General features: G+C 40.7%; 16 protein-coding genes. All 16 read left to right on the forward strand.

Annotated elements, in window-relative coordinates; all coding sequences use genetic code 11:
- Positions 1 to 66: 66 nt before the first annotated feature.
- The 16 genes from rbfA to B1F84_RS05180 all read left to right on the forward strand — a co-directional run bounded on the left by rbfA (position 67) and on the right by B1F84_RS05180 (position 16765).
- Entirely contained in the window at positions 67 to 474 is a 408-nt protein-coding gene (gene rbfA, locus B1F84_RS05100) for a 30S ribosome-binding factor RbfA (RefSeq protein WP_008467148.1), read from the forward strand.
- Positions 474 to 1418, forward strand: coding sequence for a tRNA pseudouridine(55) synthase TruB (gene truB / locus B1F84_RS05105; protein WP_131690765.1), 945 nt, complete (start codon positions 474 to 476; stop codon positions 1416 to 1418). The genes rbfA and truB overlap by 1 nt, the downstream gene beginning before the upstream one ends.
- 109 nt (positions 1419 to 1527) lie before the next feature.
- On the forward strand, positions 1528 to 1797 hold the full coding sequence (gene rpsO, locus B1F84_RS05110) for a 30S ribosomal protein S15 (protein ID WP_006793376.1): 270 nt from the start codon (positions 1528 to 1530) through the stop codon (positions 1795 to 1797).
- Between the two features lie 362 nt (positions 1798 to 2159).
- Positions 2160 to 4286, forward strand: a complete 2127-nt coding sequence (pnp, locus tag B1F84_RS05115) for a polyribonucleotide nucleotidyltransferase (protein ID WP_008114552.1) — start codon at positions 2160 to 2162, stop codon at positions 4284 to 4286.
- A 348-nt stretch (positions 4287 to 4634) separates the two neighbouring features.
- On the forward strand, positions 4635 to 5507 hold the full coding sequence (gene nlpI / locus B1F84_RS05120; protein ID WP_131690766.1) for a lipoprotein NlpI: 873 nt from the start codon (positions 4635 to 4637) through the stop codon (positions 5505 to 5507).
- Positions 5491 to 6630 carry a hypothetical protein gene (locus B1F84_RS05125; protein WP_131690767.1) on the forward strand — a complete coding sequence of 380 codons (1140 nt, stop codon included), beginning with the start codon at positions 5491 to 5493 and terminating at the stop codon, positions 6628 to 6630. The genes nlpI and B1F84_RS05125 overlap by 17 nt, the downstream gene beginning before the upstream one ends.
- A 254-nt stretch (positions 6631 to 6884) precedes the next feature.
- Entirely contained in the window at positions 6885 to 9677 is a 2793-nt protein-coding gene (locus B1F84_RS05130; protein WP_131690768.1) for a monovalent cation/H+ antiporter subunit A, read from the forward strand.
- Positions 9677 to 10024 carry a Na+/H+ antiporter subunit C gene (locus B1F84_RS05135; protein ID WP_054202160.1) on the forward strand — a complete coding sequence of 116 codons (348 nt, stop codon included), beginning with the start codon at positions 9677 to 9679 and terminating at the stop codon, positions 10022 to 10024. Before B1F84_RS05130 ends, B1F84_RS05135 begins: the two co-directional genes overlap by 1 nt.
- Complete coding sequence (locus B1F84_RS05140; RefSeq protein ID WP_010391405.1) at positions 10021 to 11538, forward strand: monovalent cation/H+ antiporter subunit D; 1518 nt, start codon at positions 10021 to 10023, stop codon at positions 11536 to 11538. The genes B1F84_RS05135 and B1F84_RS05140 overlap by 4 nt, the downstream gene beginning before the upstream one ends.
- Positions 11538 to 12074, forward strand: coding sequence for a Na+/H+ antiporter subunit E (locus tag B1F84_RS05145; protein WP_054202162.1), 537 nt, complete (start codon positions 11538 to 11540; stop codon positions 12072 to 12074). Before B1F84_RS05140 ends, B1F84_RS05145 begins: the two co-directional genes overlap by 1 nt.
- Positions 12068 to 12337: a K+/H+ antiporter subunit F gene (locus B1F84_RS05150; protein WP_008114565.1), complete on the forward strand. Its 270-nt coding sequence runs from the start codon at positions 12068 to 12070 to the stop codon at positions 12335 to 12337. Before B1F84_RS05145 ends, B1F84_RS05150 begins: the two co-directional genes overlap by 7 nt.
- A 9-nt stretch (positions 12338 to 12346) precedes the next feature.
- Positions 12347 to 12679 (forward strand): Na+/H+ antiporter subunit G, encoded by a 333-nt coding sequence (locus B1F84_RS05155; RefSeq protein WP_008114566.1) that lies wholly within the window; start codon positions 12347 to 12349, stop codon positions 12677 to 12679.
- Positions 12680 to 12811: 132 nt separating this feature from the next.
- Positions 12812 to 13306 carry a DUF2059 domain-containing protein gene (locus B1F84_RS05160; RefSeq protein WP_010391408.1) on the forward strand — a complete coding sequence of 165 codons (495 nt, stop codon included), beginning with the start codon at positions 12812 to 12814 and terminating at the stop codon, positions 13304 to 13306.
- A 158-nt stretch (positions 13307 to 13464) separates the two neighbouring features.
- Positions 13465 to 13902 (forward strand): MerR family transcriptional regulator, encoded by a 438-nt coding sequence (locus tag B1F84_RS05165; RefSeq protein ID WP_131691905.1) that lies wholly within the window; start codon positions 13465 to 13467, stop codon positions 13900 to 13902.
- Complete coding sequence (locus tag B1F84_RS05170; RefSeq protein WP_131690769.1) at positions 13899 to 16139, forward strand: heavy metal translocating P-type ATPase; 2241 nt, start codon at positions 13899 to 13901, stop codon at positions 16137 to 16139. The genes B1F84_RS05165 and B1F84_RS05170 overlap by 4 nt, the downstream gene beginning before the upstream one ends.
- A gap of 410 nt (positions 16140 to 16549) precedes the next feature.
- Entirely contained in the window at positions 16550 to 16765 is a 216-nt protein-coding gene (locus B1F84_RS05180) for a TIGR02450 family Trp-rich protein (RefSeq protein WP_010391412.1), read from the forward strand.
- The last annotated feature ends 348 nt before the right edge of the window (positions 16766 to 17113 follow it).

Raw genomic sequence — 17113 nt, forward strand, 5'->3', positions numbered from 1 at the left:
TTGTGTATCCATTATTTAGTTAACTTATTATTGTTTTTCAATAAGTTATAATTTTAGGAAAGTGAAATGAGAGAATTTTCTCGCACTGATCGTGTTGCTCAGCAAATTCAAAAAGAAATTGCTGTGATTCTACAACGCGAAATTAAAGATCCGCGCTTAGGCATGGTGACAGTGTCTGCGGTAGAAGTATCGCGCGATTTATCTTATGCCAAAGTTTTTATCACCGTGTTTAACACTGAAGACGAAAATGCAGCAAAACAAAGTGCAAAAGTACTGAACGAAGCAACGGGCTATATCCGTTCGTTACTAGGTAAACGTATTCGTGCACGTATTATGCCAGAGCTTAAATTTGTGGTTGATAACTCATTAATGGAAGGGATGCGTATCTCTAACTTAGTGGACTCTATCATTCGTGAAGATAACGCTAAGCATGTTGATGATGAAACAGATAGCGAAGAAGGCACTAAAGACTAATGGCAAGACGCAGTAAAGGCCGTCCAGTTGATGGTATTTTGTTGTTAAACAAACCAGAAGGCATTTCATCAAACAAGGCATTACAGCAGGCTAAAGGTATTTATTTTGCGCAAAAAGCGGGGCACACAGGTGCGCTTGATCCGCTAGCGACCGGCATGCTGCCAATTTGTTTTGGTGAAGCGACTAAGTTTACCCAGTTTTTACTCGATACAGATAAAACCTATGTTGTTCGAGCTAAGCTAGGTGAACGTACGACCACATCAGACTCTGATGGCGAAGTGGTCGAAACTCGCGATGTGAATGTCACTTCCCAATTACTAAGCGAAGAAATTGCTAAGTTTTTAGGTGAGTCAGACCAATATCCATCAATGTATTCAGCGCTTAAATATGAAGGCAAGCCTTTATATAAATATGCGCGTGAAGGCATTGAAGTTCCTCGCAAATGTCGAAAAATTAACGTATTTAGCTTAACGCTTGATGAGTTTGATGAGCAAGCTAACGAAATACAAATGACTGCCCATGTATCTAAAGGCACATATATTCGTACTATCGTTGATGACTTAGGTGAAAACCTTGGCTGCGGCGCGCATGTGATTATGCTGCATCGTAGTGCTGTAGGGCATTACCCAGCAGATAAAATGGTCACACTTGAGCACTTAGAAACGTTATTAAATCAAGCGAAAGAACAAGACGTTGCGCCTTCCACTTACCTTGACGAACTATTATTGCCAATGGATACCGCGTTAGTTGATTTACCCGTTGTGGAAATTACTAAAGAGCAGGGAATGGCATTTAGCCATGGTCAAGCTGTGGTGTTGGGTAAAGCTCTGCCTGAAGGTGCAATAAAGGTACTGGCTGACGGAATATTTATTGGTACTGGCGAACGTAATCCTGATGGCCATTTAAAATCAAAGCGTGGCTTGTCTAATCAACAACCAGAGTAAAGTTTAACTTGTAGTTATGCTGATAATTGGTAGAATACGCCCGCTTAATCGTTTTGGCTGAATTAGTGATCGGCTAAAGCACCTATTAAATTTAACTTTTGGAGTTATTATGTCACTAAGCAATCAAGAAAAAATCGATATCATTGCTAAATTCGCACGCGCTGAAGGCGACACTGGTTCACCTGAAGTACAAGTAGCATTACTTACTTTTGATATCAACAAGCTTCAAGGTCACTTTGCTGATCACAAGCATGACTTCCACTCACGTCGTGGTCTGCTTCGTAAAGTAAGCACTCGCCGTAAACTGCTTGATTACCTTAAAGGTAAAGATATCTCGCGTTACACTGCGTTAATCAAAGAGCTTGGCCTACGTCGCTAAGAACTTGATTATCAAAAGGGGAGCTTTTTAGCTCCTTTTTTTGTGTCTGAATTTTCTCGCTTTCCCCAGTACGTCTCAGTAAACCCCTTGAAATATCTAATAAAAGCCATACTATTGTCATTCACAAAGCGAATGTTTTTGGCATTGCTGCAAGCACTATTTTATCTCGGTGCTAAGCTCGCAATTTTACCTGACTTTGTTATATACTATGGCGCGTAGATAAAAAGGTTTATTTACGGTTATTTACATCATTGCCAATTGTAGTACTTAATTGATTTCCAACTGAATACAATTATGTACTGTAATTGGTACTTTGATGAAAACTTAATTAATACTAAAAATACATTTAAGGAATATTTTAAGTGCAAGCAATTATAAAAGAATTTCAACTAGGTCAACACACAGTGACACTAGAAACAGGTGCTATCGCTCGTCAAGCAGACGGCGCAGTACTAGCAAGCATTGGCGATACGTCAGTACTAGTAACGGTTGTTGGTAAGCGTGAAGCTCAACCAGGTCAAGATTTCTTCCCACTAACAGTTAACTACCAAGAGCGTATGTACGCTGCGGGTCGTATCCCAGGTGGTTTCCTTAAGCGTGAAGGTCGTCCTAACGATGGCGAAACACTTATTGCACGTCTTATTGACCGTCCAATTCGTCCACTTTTCCCTAATGGTTTCGTAAACGAAGTACAAGTTATCGCTACAGTTGTTTCTGTAAACCCTGAAATCCAACCTGATATGGTTGCGATGATTGGTACATCAGCAGCACTTGCTATCTCTGGTATCCCGTTCAGCGGTCCAATTGGTGCATCACGTGTTGGTTACATCAACGGTGAATACGTACTTAACCCGACACTAAAAGAGCTTGAAGAAAGCCAACTTGATTTAGTTGTTGCGGGTACTGATAACGCAGTACTTATGGTTGAATCAGAAGCAGACGTTCTTGCTGAAGACGTAATGCTAGGTGCGGTTGTATACGGCCATGAGCAATCACAGTCTATCATCAATGCAATCAACGAATTTAAAGCAGAAGCAGGCAAACCTACTTGGGATTGGACTGCACCTGAGAAAAACGTTGCATTAGAAGAGAAAGTAGCAACACTTGCTGCTGATAAAGTAGGCGAAGCTTACCGTATTACTGATAAAGTAGCGCGTAAAGAAGCATTAACTGCTGCAAAAGATGCGGTTGTTGAAGCACTAACAAGCGAGCTTGCTGAAGGCGAAACACTTGATAAGCAAGAAGTAGGTAAAGTATTCGGTTCACTTGAGAAGAAAATCGTTCGTGGCCGTATCGCTGCTGGCGAAAAACGTATCGATGGTCGTGAACCAGATATGATCCGTGCTCTAGATGTAATGACGGGTGTACTTCCACGTACTCACGGCTCTGCAATCTTCACACGTGGTGAAACACAAGCATTAGTAACAGCAACACTTGGTACAGAACGTGATTCACAGTTAATCGACGATTTAACTGGCACGCACAAAAACCACTTTATGCTTAACTACAACTTCCCTCCATTCTGTGTAGGTGAAACGGGTTTTGTTGGTTCTCCTAAGCGTCGTGAAATCGGCCACGGTAACCTAGCTAAGCGTGGTATCCAAGCAGTAATGCCAACATTGACGGAATTCCCATATTCAATCCGTGTTGTATCTGAAATTACTGAATCAAATGGTTCATCTTCAATGGCATCGGTTTGTGGTACGTCTCTAGCGCTTATGAACGCGGGTGTTCCAATTAAAGCCTCTGTTGCGGGTATCGCGATGGGCTTAGTTAAAGAAGAAGAAAACTTTGTTGTTCTTTCAGATATCTTAGGTGATGAAGATCATTTAGGTGACATGGACTTTAAAGTAGCGGGTACAACTAACGGTATCACTGCTCTACAAATGGATATCAAAATTGAAGGTATCACTCAAGAAATCATGCAAATCGCGCTTAAACAAGCGAAAGCTGCACGTTTACACATCCTAGGTGTGATGGACGAAGCGATTTCTGCACCTTCTGAAGAGTTGTCTATGTTTGCTCCGCGTATTTACACGATGCAAATCCCACAGAAGAAAATCGCTGAAGTTATCGGTAAAGGTGGCGCGACTATCCGTCAGCTTACTGAAGAAACTGGCACTACGATTGAAATCGGTGATGATGGCACAATCAAGATTGCTGCTACAGACGGTGAAAGTGCAGCAAATGCAATTAGCCGTATTGAGCAATTAACGGCTGAGCTTGAAGTAGGTACTATCTACGAAGGTAAAGTGGTACGTATCGTTGATTTCGGTGCGTTTGTAAACATTCTTCCTGGTAAAGATGGCCTAGTGCATATCTCACAAATCAGCACTGAGCGTGTTAACAACGTTGCTGATCACCTTAGCGAAGGTCAAGAAGTTAAAGTTAAAGTACTAGAAGTAGACCGTCAAGGCCGTGTACGTCTAAGTATTAAAGAAGCAATGGAATCAGCAGCACCTGCAGCTGACGAGTCTAAAGACGCGTAATTGCTAATCTTTCATCCAGATAATTACTGGATAGTATAAAAAGGGGCTGTTTAGCCCCTTTTTTTATGCTTTAATGTTAGCAATCAATTGTGTTCATCACACTTATACCAACCTGCTTGGATATGGGACCTATTCTAGCGATAAGAAAATTGCTCTATAACTAGGCAAAATTTTTGATATCTAGTTGTTCTAAATGAAAAGATTTTAACAACGTTATAGGGGGATTTAATTCGTTAAATTGTTCAAATATTTATGCAGGTTGGTATTAATAACACATAACTGGAATGAACCTTACAAGACAGCTTATGTCTTATCTATTTGCTACTTACCTCGGTATTAAGGATTTTAATGAGACTTAAACATTTAGCCTTGGCATCTTTTGCTATTTTGTCTTTAAGCGCTTGTCAGGCTACTACTAAACCCACTGCAATTATTAATGTGCCATTTACTGCACCGCTTGCATCAGATTTTAGAAATGAAATTGCCATTGCACGTTTTTCAGAACTATTAAACAGAGCAGACTTGAGTACAGAGCAACAAGCAAAGCTCTATTATGACCGTGGAGTACTGTTTGATAGCTTAGGTATGACGACTTTATCGCGAATTGATTTTAACCGAGCGGTTAAGCTCAAGCCCGATTTGGCTGAAGTTTATAACTTTTTAGGTATTCAGCATACTTTGATGCAGCAATACGAAAAAGCATACGAGTACTTTGACTCAGCCATTGAGCTAGACCAAGAGCATGAATATGCGTATTTAAATCGTGGTATTGCCTTGTACTATGGTGATAGAGCGACGCTTGCAAAAGATGACTTTAAAACATTCTTGGAGCGCTCTCCTAACGACCCTTATCGTGTGTTGTGGCTTTATTTAGCCCAAGCGGCACAAGATAAAGCTGCGGCACTTGCTGCGTTAAAAGCCAATTCAGCAGCTCTTGATGAAAATGAATGGGCGTATCAGCTTATTGCTTTGTATGTGGGTGATATGAGCGAACAAGCCTTTTTTTCAGGCATAGCCGATGGTGTCAGCTCACAACAAGAATATGCTCAGCGTTTATGTGAGGCTTATTTTTACTTAGCTAAACAGCACCAAGCCGCAGGTGAGCTGAGTATTGCGACTGACTACTTTAGGTTGGCGTTGGCCACGAATGTACATGAATTTATTGAATATAAGTACGCACGTTTAGAGCTTGAGTTGATGGCCAGTGAAAGCGCTGGCTAACTTTTTTAAATTAAGCGTTTTATTACTGTGCACTAGCTTTATTAGCGGCTCGAGTAATAAACAAAATAGCATTGGCTTTTGGCAAGTATTACATGCCAAAGCCAATGTAATTGACAGTTACTGGCAATTCCCTCGTTACTTTGCAAACCACATTTTACAATTACCTACCACAGCCCTAGCAACCTTAGCCCGCAATAAAATAGCACATGCTCAATATGGCTATGGGTTGTCATTATTAAGCAATAATCAAACTGAAACGGCTAAGCTATTCTGGCAAGCAAGCCTAGATAAAATAACACTTGCACAACAAGCAAAGCTCGCCGACTTGTTATTCTCTCAAAAACGCTGGCAGGATTTAGCGCTATTAAAAAATCAAAATAAGCTTCCTAAAGGCGATACCTTTTATCACCTGCAATTACAGCAACAAGCACCCATAGAAACGTTAAGTAAATCATTTATGAATAAGTTAGGGTTTTTGGTTGCAAGCGAGCAAATTGCGATACAAAAGCAGTGTACATTTAATGTGTTAATGCTGAGCGATCACCGTGATGGATTATACAGGCTTAACCGATTTCGTAACGCGTACATACAAAACCCAGAGCCTAGTCCCAATACCTTTTGTTTTTCAAAACCAGTTTATGTGGGTAATGCAATTAGCTGTAATAGTACTGAATCCAAACGTGCTAAGTGCGATTGGCAGCAATCATCGCTTAAAAAGCAGCTTCCCGCTGAGTTTGATTTTGCCGTTATGATGCCCAAAGAAGGTACTGCCAATGTAAAAAATGGTTTAATGCATATTAATTCACAGGCTAGCTACGCGGTGTTTTTACATGAATTAATGCACTTTAATGGCTTTGAAGATGAATATGCTTTACCGGTAAAAAAGCAAGCGTGGCTATGTCAGCTTGAGGGGTTGGTTGCCCCCAACTTATTTATTGTAAAAAAGTCAGATGCTCCCAAAGGGTGGCACAAAAGCCAGAGTTGCCAACAAGGTGGTACAGCCTATAAGCCCAGCGCAAAGTGGTCGATTATGCAATATCAGCAGTTAGGGCTATCTGCGCAATACCGCATGTTGTGGCAAACCCACATAGCACTCAATGCTCATTTATTTATTCGCTTTTAGTGATTAAATACTCGGCTGTAAACTGTTCAAAAGCTGAGCTTGTTTTGCCTCAGTTCATTAATTTATAGGCATTTTTGTTTGATTATTATCCCGCTAGTGGCGCTTTCTATAGACAAAAACTGCGTTTATCAGTATAACTGTACGTATTAATGTTGTTAAAAAACAGACATAAAACGTATACCCAAGTCACTTTGGTATTTAATAATAACAAGTAGCGAATTGATAAACTTTATGATTCAAAAAGGCCCTTCATTATGACTTTGCTCTGGATACCCCTGTTATCCTTATTAGGCAGTGTTATTTCTGCATGCACCGGCAAACTTTCTCGAAATCAGGCAACGAGCCTAACGGCTATTGCGCCATTAGCCGCGCTTGCAATTACACTTTATCATGCGCCCGCTGTTCTTGCGGGAGAAACTATTCGTTTTAGCGCGCAGTGGATACCAGCCTTAGGGTTAGATATTTCCTTGCGCTTGGATGGATTGAGTTTACTGTTTTTATTTATGATTTTAGGAATAGGGCTACTGGTGATCTTGTATGCCCGTTATTATCTAAGTCAAAATGATTCACTGCCAAAGCTATTTAGCTATTTAATGTTATTTATGACCGCCATGCTAGGCATTGTTATGTCAAATAATGTAATTCAGTTATGGGTGTTTTGGGAGCTAACGAGTATTAGCTCGTTTTTGTTAATCAGTTACTGGTGGCATAAATCAGAGGCGCGCAAGGGGGCGCGTATGGCATTAGCGGTAACAGGTGCCGGTGGTTTAGCCTTACTGGGTGGTTTAATGTTGTTAGGCGACATTGTTGGCAGTTACGATTTAGACACCATTTTAGCCAGTAAAGCGATTATTCAATCTCACGACTTATATGAATTGGCATTGGTATTAGTTTTACTAGGTGCTTTTACTAAATCTGCACAATTCCCGTTTCATTTTTGGTTACCGCACGCCATGGCTGCACCTACGCCGGTTAGTGCGTATTTACACTCTGCCACTATGGTAAAAGCGGGTATCTTTTTACTTGCGCGTTTTTATCCCGCATTGGCGGGTACCGATACCTGGTTTTTATTGGTCGGTTTGACCGGTTTAACCACGCTATTATTTGGCGCTTATATCGCGTTATTCAAACATGATTTAAAAGGCTTATTAGCCTATTCAACGATTAGTCATTTGGGCTTAATTACGTTATTACTTGGTCTAGATACACAGCTTGCAACCGTTGCCGCTATTTTTCATATTATTAACCATGCGACGTTTAAAGCGTCGTTATTTATGGCAACCGGTATTATTGACCATGAAACCGGTACCCGTGATATGCGCAAACTCAATGGCATGTGGCGCTACTTACCGTATACAGCCACCCTGGCGATGGTCGCTGCTGCCGCTATGGCCGGTGTACCGTTATTAAATGGTTTCTTATCAAAAGAAATGTTCTTTGCTGAGACACTGCATCAGCAGGTGCTTGGCTCTATGTCTTGGTTAATTCCGGTGCTAGCGACTGTTGCGGGCGCGTTGTCGGTGGCGTACTCATCACGCTTTATTCATGACGTGTTCTTTAATGGTGAGCCAATTGATTTACCGCGTACCCCTCATGAGGCGCCGCGTTATATGCGTGTGCCTATCGAAATTTTAGTGGTGCTATGTATTTTAGTGGGTATTTTCCCGCACTTTGCCGTCGACGGTATCTTGTCGGCTGCATCACTGGCCGTACTTGGTCAAGCAATGCCGGAGTACAAGTTGACGATTTGGCATGGTTTCAACTTACCTCTACTTATGAGTGGTATGGCGGTGATTGGTGGTTTATTTATTTACGTTAATCGTAAGTACTTGTTCCAGTTCCAGGCGTCGTTACCTCCTTTTAATGCTAAAAAAATCTTCGAGCGTTTTTTAGCGGTAGTGGTTAATTGGTGTCAAAACAAAATCCAATCAACAGAAAATGGCTCATTACAACGCTATGTATTTATTATGTTAGGTGTTGTATTACTTGCCTCTGGTTGGCCATTATTTGAAATGAAACAGCTAGCTGGCAGTGTGCCTAATACTCCGGTTGACATTCAAAACGCAATTGGTGCAGGGCTACTCATAATAGGCGCAATTGCTACCGTTATTTGGCATCGAATTCGAATGGTGTCGTTATTAATGCTGTCGATTGTGGGTTTAATGGTGTCGGTGGCGTTTACCCGTTTTTCAGCGCCTGACTTGGCCTTAACGCAACTTACTGTAGAAGTAGCCACTATTATACTATTAATGTTGGCACTGTTTTTCTTACCTCAAAGCACGCCAAGAGAGTCAAGCTCATTGCGTATTTTACGTGATGTGGTTATCTCCTCTACCGTGGGGATCATTATTGCCAGTATTTGTTACGCCTTACTGACTCGTCCGCTTGATTCAATTTCTGAGTTCTTTATTGCTAACGCCAAAACAGGCGGTGGTGGTACTAATGTAGTTAACGTTATTTTGGTTGATTTTAGGGGCTTTGATACTTTAGGTGAAATTACCGTACTAGGTATTGCCGCACTGGGCATATTTAAACTGTTATCAAGAATTCCACTTTATATGCCAGCGAGCGATAGTGAAGGGCGTCCATGGTCTAAAGATCGCCATCCTATTTTATTGGCTTGTATTTCTCAAAGCTTACTGCCATTAGCGCTATTAGTGTCTGCTTATATTTTCCTACGCGGTCATAACTTACCTGGAGGAGGCTTTATAGCAGGCCTCGTAACTTCTATTGCCTTTATTTTACAATATATGGCGCATGGTACTGCGTGGATAAATGAACGCTTTGATGTTAACTATCGAAAAATTATTGCATCAGGTATTGCTATTGCCATGTTTACAGGTGTGGGAAGTTGGTTCTTTGACAAGCCATTTTTAACTACCTGGTTTGATTACTTTGATATTCCGTTTGTTGGTAAAACAGAGCTTGCCAGCGCCATTGTATTTGACTTGGGCGTGTACTTAACTGTTGTTGGCGCTACGCTGATGATCCTTGCGAGCTTAGGTAATATGACCGCGAACGCAGAGAAAGAAGAGGTAAATATTTAATGGAACTGTTATACGCATCTTGCGTTGGCGTGTTAGTCACCTGTGGCGTGTTTTTATTGCTAAGAGCGCGTACATTCCCAGTGGTACTGGGGCTGACAATGATTTCTTACGCGGTTAATTTGTTTTTATTCTCATCAGGGCGCTTAACAATTAATAAAGCCGTGGTACTAGGGACTGGCGCTGATTACGCTGACCCGCTACCACAAGCCTTAGTGTTAACAGCCATTGTAATTGGCTTTGCGATGACTGCGTTTGTGGTTATTTTATCTATTCGAGGCCGAGCAGATTTAGGCAACGACCATGTTGATGGCACCCTAACTAAAAATAAACGCAAGGAGAGAAAATGATTCAGCATTTAGCATCTTTGCCTATTTTACTGCCAATGTTAGCGGCAATTATTTTGTTGCTTCCACCGTGTGGCAAAAGCTTATTTGCACGCCGATTTATGTCTAGTTTAATGGCTATTCTAACCTTTGCAGTCACAGTATTACTGCTAATTCAGGTTAAAGATAACGGTATTATTGTTTATGCAATAGGTAACTGGTCTGCGCCGTTTGGTATTGTACTGGTTGCAGATATGCTCTCGACCTTGTTAGTCACTTTAACCGCCTTTTTGGGGGTTGGCGTGGCTTTATATGGCTGTGCTGGTGATGATGAACAAGGTAGCTTTTTTCACCCTTTAATCCATTTTTTAATACTTGGGGTAAATGGTGCATTTTTAACTGGGGATTTATTTAACGTCTTCGTATTTTTTGAAGTGTTATTAATTGCCTCTTATGCGCTGTTAATGCACGGTGGCGGTAAACCCAAAACGCGCGCTGCTCTGCATTACGTTATTTTAAATTTAGTTGGTTCAAGCGTATTTTTAATTGGTTTAGGTATTTTATACGGAGTATTAGGCACCTTAAATATTGCTGATATGGCCAATAAAGTACCGCAGCTAAGTGGTGACGACGTTTATTTAGCAAAAGCGGGCGGGTTATTATTACTCGTTGTATTTGCACTTAAAAGTGCGTTATTACCATTGCATTTATGGTTACCAAACGCCTACTCAAGTGCCACACCTGTGGTTGCTGCATTATTCGCTATTATGACCAAAGTCGGTGTTTACGCAACCTTACGTGTATATACGGTTATTTTTGGTGAACAAGCTGGCGAACTTGAGCATATGGCGCAGTCTTGGTTATGGGCGCTGGCTATTGCCACCATAGTGATTGGCGCAATAGGGGTGTTAGCCGCACAAGATTTACGTAAGCTTACCGCTAATTTAGTGCTTGTCTCTGTGGGAACCTTAGTGGCATTAGTCGCACTCCAAAACATAAATGCCACCGCTGCATTGCTTTACTATTTAGTGCATTCAACGTTAGTGACTGCGGCGCTATTTTTACTTGCTGATTTAATTGCAACACAACGAGGTAAAGCTGGTGATCGATTAGTTGGAGGACGTGCAGTAAAACAACCATTTTTATTAGGTGCGTGTTTTATTATTGCCGGTTTAACCGTTATTGGTATGCCACCTTTTTCGGGCTTTGTTGGCAAAATTTGGATTTTAAAAACGACCTTAAATAGCGAGCAAGCACTGGTATTTTGGCCTGTTTACTTAATTATGAGCTTAGCGCTAATTGTGGCTATATCACGTGCGGGTACTAGTTTGTTTTGGGAACGTAAAGACAAAACAGGTGATGCTAGCGATGCTGCCAATGCCCACCCGTTACAAGTGACCGTGTTAGTTGGTTTATTAGCAAGTTCAATACTACTGGTTATTTTTGGTGACGTGGCAACGCAGTACGCCCTCGAGGCGGCAACACAGCTTCACGATATTAGTGGTGGTATAAATGCGGTACTTAAGGGAGGTATGTAATGCGCTTACAAGCTCGTTTTGGTTGGTTACCTACGCCGTTTCGTAGTCTATTTTTATTTATAGTATGGCTCTTGTTAAATAACAGTGTGTCGGTAGGGCATATTATATTAGGAGCGCTACTCGCGTTGCTAATACCGTTATTTAGTATGTCGTTTAGAGACCCGCAACCGCTGATATTAAAGCCGGGGCTAGCACTTAAGCAATTACTAATCGTACTTTACGATATTATAGTGGCTAACTTGCAAGTTGCATTATTAATTTTGGGCCCTTCAAAAAATCTGCGCCCAGGCTTTGTTAAAGTGCCTATAGATTTAATGCATGAAATGCCAATTACTATTTTAGCAAGCTGCGTGTCTTTAACGCCGGGTACGGTAAGTGCCGAGGTTTACCCGCTGATTAAATCGCTTAATGAAGACGATGAACCGGTACAGCGTTATTTATTAATTCACGTGTTAGACTTAGATGATGAGCAAGCGCTTATTAAACAAATAAAAGCACGTTACGAAGCTCCCCTAAAGGAGATATTTCAATGTTAGATACAGTATTACTGATTGTTTTTTCAATGGTTGGATTGTCGTTATTACTTAATTTATGGCGACTTATTATTGGCCCATCAGTACCGGATCGTATTTTAGCGCTCGATACTATGTACATTAACGTGATTGCACTGATTATTTTATATAGCATTAGCATGGGCACGGGGCTGTACTTTGAAGCAGCCTTACTTATTGCCATGCTTGGGTTTATAAGTACGGTAGCCGTATGTAAGTATTTACTTCGTGGCGACATAATTGAGTAAGGTATTAAAATGATAAGTGAATGGATCGTATCTATATTGCTGCTGTTAGGCGGGTTATTTATTTTAATTGGCTCAATTGGCTTAATTAAATTACCTGACTTTTTTATGCGTTTACATGGGCCAACAAAAGCCACCACTTTAGGTATGGCGAGTATACTTACCGCTGCTATGGTATTTTTTGCTAATTCAGTCAGTGGCTTAAGTGTAAAAGAAATATTAATCACTATATTTCTATTAATCACTGCACCTATTAGTGGCTATATGCTGATTAAAACCGCTATTCATCATAAGCTTAAAGCTAAAGAGGGAACGAAAGGGCTCGATAATATCGAGAAAGATTAGCTTTGGGAATAAACGATTAAAAGCCGAATAAACACCTGTTATTCGGCTTTTTCGTTTTTTGGTTGTCCCCATTTACAACACTTGTTGAACATGTGATTATGACGCTAATTCAAATACAAAAAGGATATTAATATGGGTAAGGTAATACTGCTTTCACTTTTAATTTTTTCAACTAACCTTGCAGCGCAAACTGCCAAACAGCAAAAAATTGATGAGCTGGTAGAGGTAATGAACATGGATGCCATGGTTGACTCTATGTATGCGCAAGTTGAGGGTATGATGCAAAATATGTCAGTTCAAATGGGCGTAAAGCCAGATGAGAAAGCAATTTTCGACAAATATTATGCTGATATGACTAAGGTATTAAAAACAAAAATGAGCTGGCAAAAAATGCAGCCGATGATGATTAACCTCTACGATAAACAATTTACTGAACAAGAAATTAGCGACATGTTAGCTTTTTATAAGACAGAGTCAGGGCAGGCTATTTTGAAGAAAATGCCACAAGTAATGCAAGAATCAATGCAAATGTCGCAGGCTTTAGTGCAAGACGCAATGCCTGAAATTCAAGCTATTGCGGGTGAGCTTGGTGAAGCACTTAAGCAATCTCGAAGCAAAGCAAACTAAGCACTATAGTAACTCTCAAATTTAGCAGTCACATATTGTGGCTGCTCTTATCTTAACTTTCTTTCGCACTCCCAGCCATATGCTTAATTAATTGTTGACCTATGTGTTACACATAGGTTTATTATGTTGTCATTACATAGCCAGCCAGAGGTTTAATGATGTACGTAAAGCAATTAGCCAATACTATGGGCGTGACCCAAGACACAGTTCGTCATTACACGCGAATAAAGCTGCTTAATCCTATTCGTAGTCAGCACAATGGTTATCAAGTGTATACCGCAGCGGATCAGCAACGTTTAAAGTTTATTATTAGTGCCCGTCAACTTGGTTTTTCAATAAAAGATATTCAACAAATTATTGCACAGTCAGAGCAAGGGCAGTGCCCTTGTCCGCTCACACGACAATTAATAGCAAAGCGACTAGAGGAAACAGAGCAGCACTTTCAAGAAACACTTAAATTACGCACGCGAATGCAAGCAGCGGTTAAACAGTGGGATAAATCGCCTGATGGGGCTGTAAGTGCAGATATATGTAGCTTAATAGAGACCTTTGTTGATCCAATCTCTGAAGTTAAAAATACTAAGGAAGCGTTATGAGTAATCAATCCACCACGCAAAACTTTATGATTGAAGGCGCAAATTGTGGCAGTTGCGTGGCTAAAATAGAGAAAGCACTGAAAAATGTAAAGGGTGCGCAGCGCGTTGAAATGAACTTTGCCGATCGAACTGTGCAAGTAGAAGGTTCGGCTAAGGCTGGGGAGCTAATGCACGCTGTCGCTGATATTGGCTATCAAGCTAAACCTATAAATAGTGATTCTCAACAAGACGCCCTAGATGAAAAAGCCGAAGCTGATAACGCGCACTATAAAAAGCTCATGCGCAATATGGTATTGGCATTGGGTTTGGGTGCGCCATTAATGCTTTATGGTTTAATTTTTGATATGAGTGTCACCACCCAAACTCAGCGCATTGGCTGGTTTATTGTTGGAGTGATGACGTTAGTCGTAATGATTGTGTCGGGTAAGCAATTTTATACTGGCGCATGGCAGTCATTTAAAAATCATACAGCGAATATGGATACCTTGATTGCGCTTGGTACGGGAACAGCTTGGCTATATTCAATGGTGGTGGTGAGCATGCCAAGTCTATTACCAGAGGTGGCTAGACATGTTTATTTTGAAGCCTCAGCAATGATCATAGGCTTAATAAGTCTTGGCTTAGCCTTTGAAGTAAAGGCGCGAGGGCGTACCTCTGAGGCGATTAAACGCTTAATTGGTTTACAGCCTAAAACGGCACGGGTGATCCGAGATAACCAAGAGCAAGATGTAGCTATAAGCCAAGTTATTAAAGGTGACTTGATTCGTGTCCGCCCTGGAGAGAAAATTTCAGTCGATGGAGATGTTATTGAAGGCAGCAGTACACTGGATGAATCAATGCTCACAGGTGAACCGATGCCGGTTAATAAAGGTGAGGGTGACAAGGTTGTTGCTGGCAGTATTAATAAAAGTGGTACTTTGTTGTTTAAAGCAACCCATATAGGCAGCGAAACCACCTTAGCGAATATTATTAATATGGTTAAACGTGCACAAAACTCTAAACCCTCAATTGGACGCTTAGCTGATGTTATTTCAGGCATATTTGTACCCACAGTGATGATTATTGCGGTGCTAGCAGGCTTAGCATGGCTTAACTTTGGCCCACAGCCGAGTATTGCTTATGCGGTTGTTGCAATAACCACAGTTTTAATTATTGCTTGCCCGTGTGCACTTGGCTTAGCTACACCGATGTCAATTATGGTCGGCATAGGTAAAGCTGCTCAGTCGGGTATACTTATTCGTAACGGTGAAGCGCTACAAACAACAGCTAAAATCACCACCATGATCTTAGATAAAACAGGCACTATAACCGCAGGTAAGCCAACCGTGACCGATGTGGTTACGTTCAACCAAAGCGACAGTACCGAGGTGCTAAAGTTAGCAGCTAGTCTTGAAAGTAGTTCTGAGCATCCATTAGCCGAAGCTATTGTTAATTATGCTAAAAACCAAAATATCACCCTTGAAAAAGTCAGTAATTTTAATGCTATCACTGGGCAAGGTGTGACCGGTACCATTAATGAGCAAAGCCTATTGTTTGGCAATCAGGTACTGATGAAAAGCCACAATATAGATATTGCAGAGGCAATACCTCAAGCCGAGCAGCTTGCCAACGCTGCTAAAACGCCGATGTACTTTGCTATTGGCAATCAATTACATGCCATAATCGCAGTTGCTGACCCAATAAAAGAAGACTCAGCTGAGGCCATTAAACGCTTACAAAATAAAGGTATGCAGGTGGTTATGCTGACAGGCGATAACCAAGCGACCGCTAAAGCCGTTGCCAGCAAAGTCGGTATTACAGACTTTATAGCGCAAGTAATGCCAGATGATAAAGCCAGTGAAGTGACTAAGCGTCAATCTCAAGGTGAAGTTGTGGGCATGACTGGTGATGGTATAAATGATGCGCCAGCATTGGCACAAGCCGATGTTGGATTTGCCATTGGCACTGGCACAGATGTAGCTATTGAAAGTGCGGATATAACGCTGATGCGAGGCTCACTTCATGGTCTTGCAGATGCCATTGCAATTAGTGGCGCAACCATAACTAATATTAAACAAAATTTATTTGGGGCGTTTATTTATAACATTGCGGGTATTCCGATTGCTGCAGGGCTGTTGTATCCGTTTTTTGGTTTACTACTAAACCCAGTCGTAGCTGGCGCGGCAATGGCTTTATCATCGCTTACTGTAGTCACTAATGCAAACCGATTACGTTATTTTAAAGCCAGTAACTCGTAACTTTATTTATAGGGGATTTAATTATGTTATTAATTAATTTATTAGGCGTTTTACTTATTGTCGCTATTATTTATTGGTTTTGGTTGTATGAGCCGAAGTAAACAGTTATAGCAATCAAATAGTCATTACTGTGTGTAACGGGGTGTATTATTATCCAGCGTATTTTAAGGTGGCAGCGAACAGGCCTCTGACCCTGAATCCTTGCGCTAAAACAGTGATTTTCCCCCGCTTGAACTCGTGAAACGCCAAGTATAGGTGAAGATGCGGCTATTGAATTACTTTCGCTTGATGTTGGAGAATATGCTTTTCATTGCTAAATACAAATGTTTAAAGGGAAGTTTTTTGTTTTTTAATAAAACTAAACGTATCCCTGATGCGTATTCTCAAGCAGAAAACATAAAAGGTGTAGTATGAATAAATTAAACCCTAAAAAACTGCTAAATAGTAAATGGACTGCCATCCCAGCTATTAATAAAGAAAAGCACTTTATTATTGTTGAGGTAGAATTTGATGAAGACGCTAATGTGATTGAATGTATCACTGAAGCGGTGATGTCAAAGAATCAATATCCTATTCAGTGGCGCGATTTAAAAGATGAACAAAGGTGGCGCCAAGGCTGGAAGTGACCGCTTGTACTCATGCCCAAATAAGTGGGTATGAGTGATATCAAATTAGTATCCCGCACGAGATTCATTCCTTACTTTAAGTATTTATTCGCCATACGGCGACAAATCCTTGCTTTTCTCTCCCCGTTAAAAAATTAATTTATATTTTTCTACAAATCAATTTAAGTTGTTTATTTTCAATTTGTTACATATTTAATTTAACCTGTTTAATTTCGCGTTGTTAATTTGTTCAGTGGCGATTTATTCCTATAGCGGCTCAGTCTTGTTGTTTTGTGTTTAATTAGAGATAGGTGTGTCTTTTTTAGGAGGTTTAACTTATTGAATTTTAAAGGATATCTTTTTAGTTAA

It is taken from the genome of Pseudoalteromonas sp. DL-6 (assembly GCF_004328665.1).
GTDB lineage: Bacteria > Pseudomonadota > Gammaproteobacteria > Enterobacterales > Alteromonadaceae > Pseudoalteromonas.

Bases quoted from the DNA above. Each gene is read 5' to 3' on its own strand.
- rbfA (WP_008467148.1), top strand. From the start codon at position 67: ATGAGAGAATTTTCTCGCACTGATCGTGTTGCTCAGCAAATTCAAAAA.
- truB (WP_131690765.1), top strand. From the start codon at position 474: ATGGCAAGACGCAGTAAAGGCCGTCCAGTTGATGGTATTTTGTTGTTA.
- rpsO (WP_006793376.1), top strand. From the start codon at position 1,528: ATGTCACTAAGCAATCAAGAAAAAATCGATATCATTGCTAAATTCGCA.
- nlpI (WP_131690766.1), top strand. From the start codon at position 4,635: ATGAGACTTAAACATTTAGCCTTGGCATCTTTTGCTATTTTGTCTTTA.
- B1F84_RS05130 (WP_131690768.1), top strand. From the start codon at position 6,885: ATGACTTTGCTCTGGATACCCCTGTTATCCTTATTAGGCAGTGTTATT.
- B1F84_RS05135 (WP_054202160.1), top strand. From the start codon at position 9,677: ATGGAACTGTTATACGCATCTTGCGTTGGCGTGTTAGTCACCTGTGGC.
- B1F84_RS05140 (WP_010391405.1), top strand. From the start codon at position 10,021: ATGATTCAGCATTTAGCATCTTTGCCTATTTTACTGCCAATGTTAGCG.
- B1F84_RS05145 (WP_054202162.1), top strand. From the start codon at position 11,538: ATGCGCTTACAAGCTCGTTTTGGTTGGTTACCTACGCCGTTTCGTAGT.
- B1F84_RS05150 (WP_008114565.1), top strand. From the start codon at position 12,068: ATGTTAGATACAGTATTACTGATTGTTTTTTCAATGGTTGGATTGTCG.
- B1F84_RS05155 (WP_008114566.1), top strand. From the start codon at position 12,347: ATGATAAGTGAATGGATCGTATCTATATTGCTGCTGTTAGGCGGGTTA.
- B1F84_RS05160 (WP_010391408.1), top strand. From the start codon at position 12,812: ATGGGTAAGGTAATACTGCTTTCACTTTTAATTTTTTCAACTAACCTT.
- B1F84_RS05165 (WP_131691905.1), top strand. From the start codon at position 13,465: ATGTACGTAAAGCAATTAGCCAATACTATGGGCGTGACCCAAGACACA.
- B1F84_RS05170 (WP_131690769.1), top strand. From the start codon at position 13,899: ATGAGTAATCAATCCACCACGCAAAACTTTATGATTGAAGGCGCAAAT.
- B1F84_RS05180 (WP_010391412.1), top strand. From the start codon at position 16,550: ATGAATAAATTAAACCCTAAAAAACTGCTAAATAGTAAATGGACTGCC.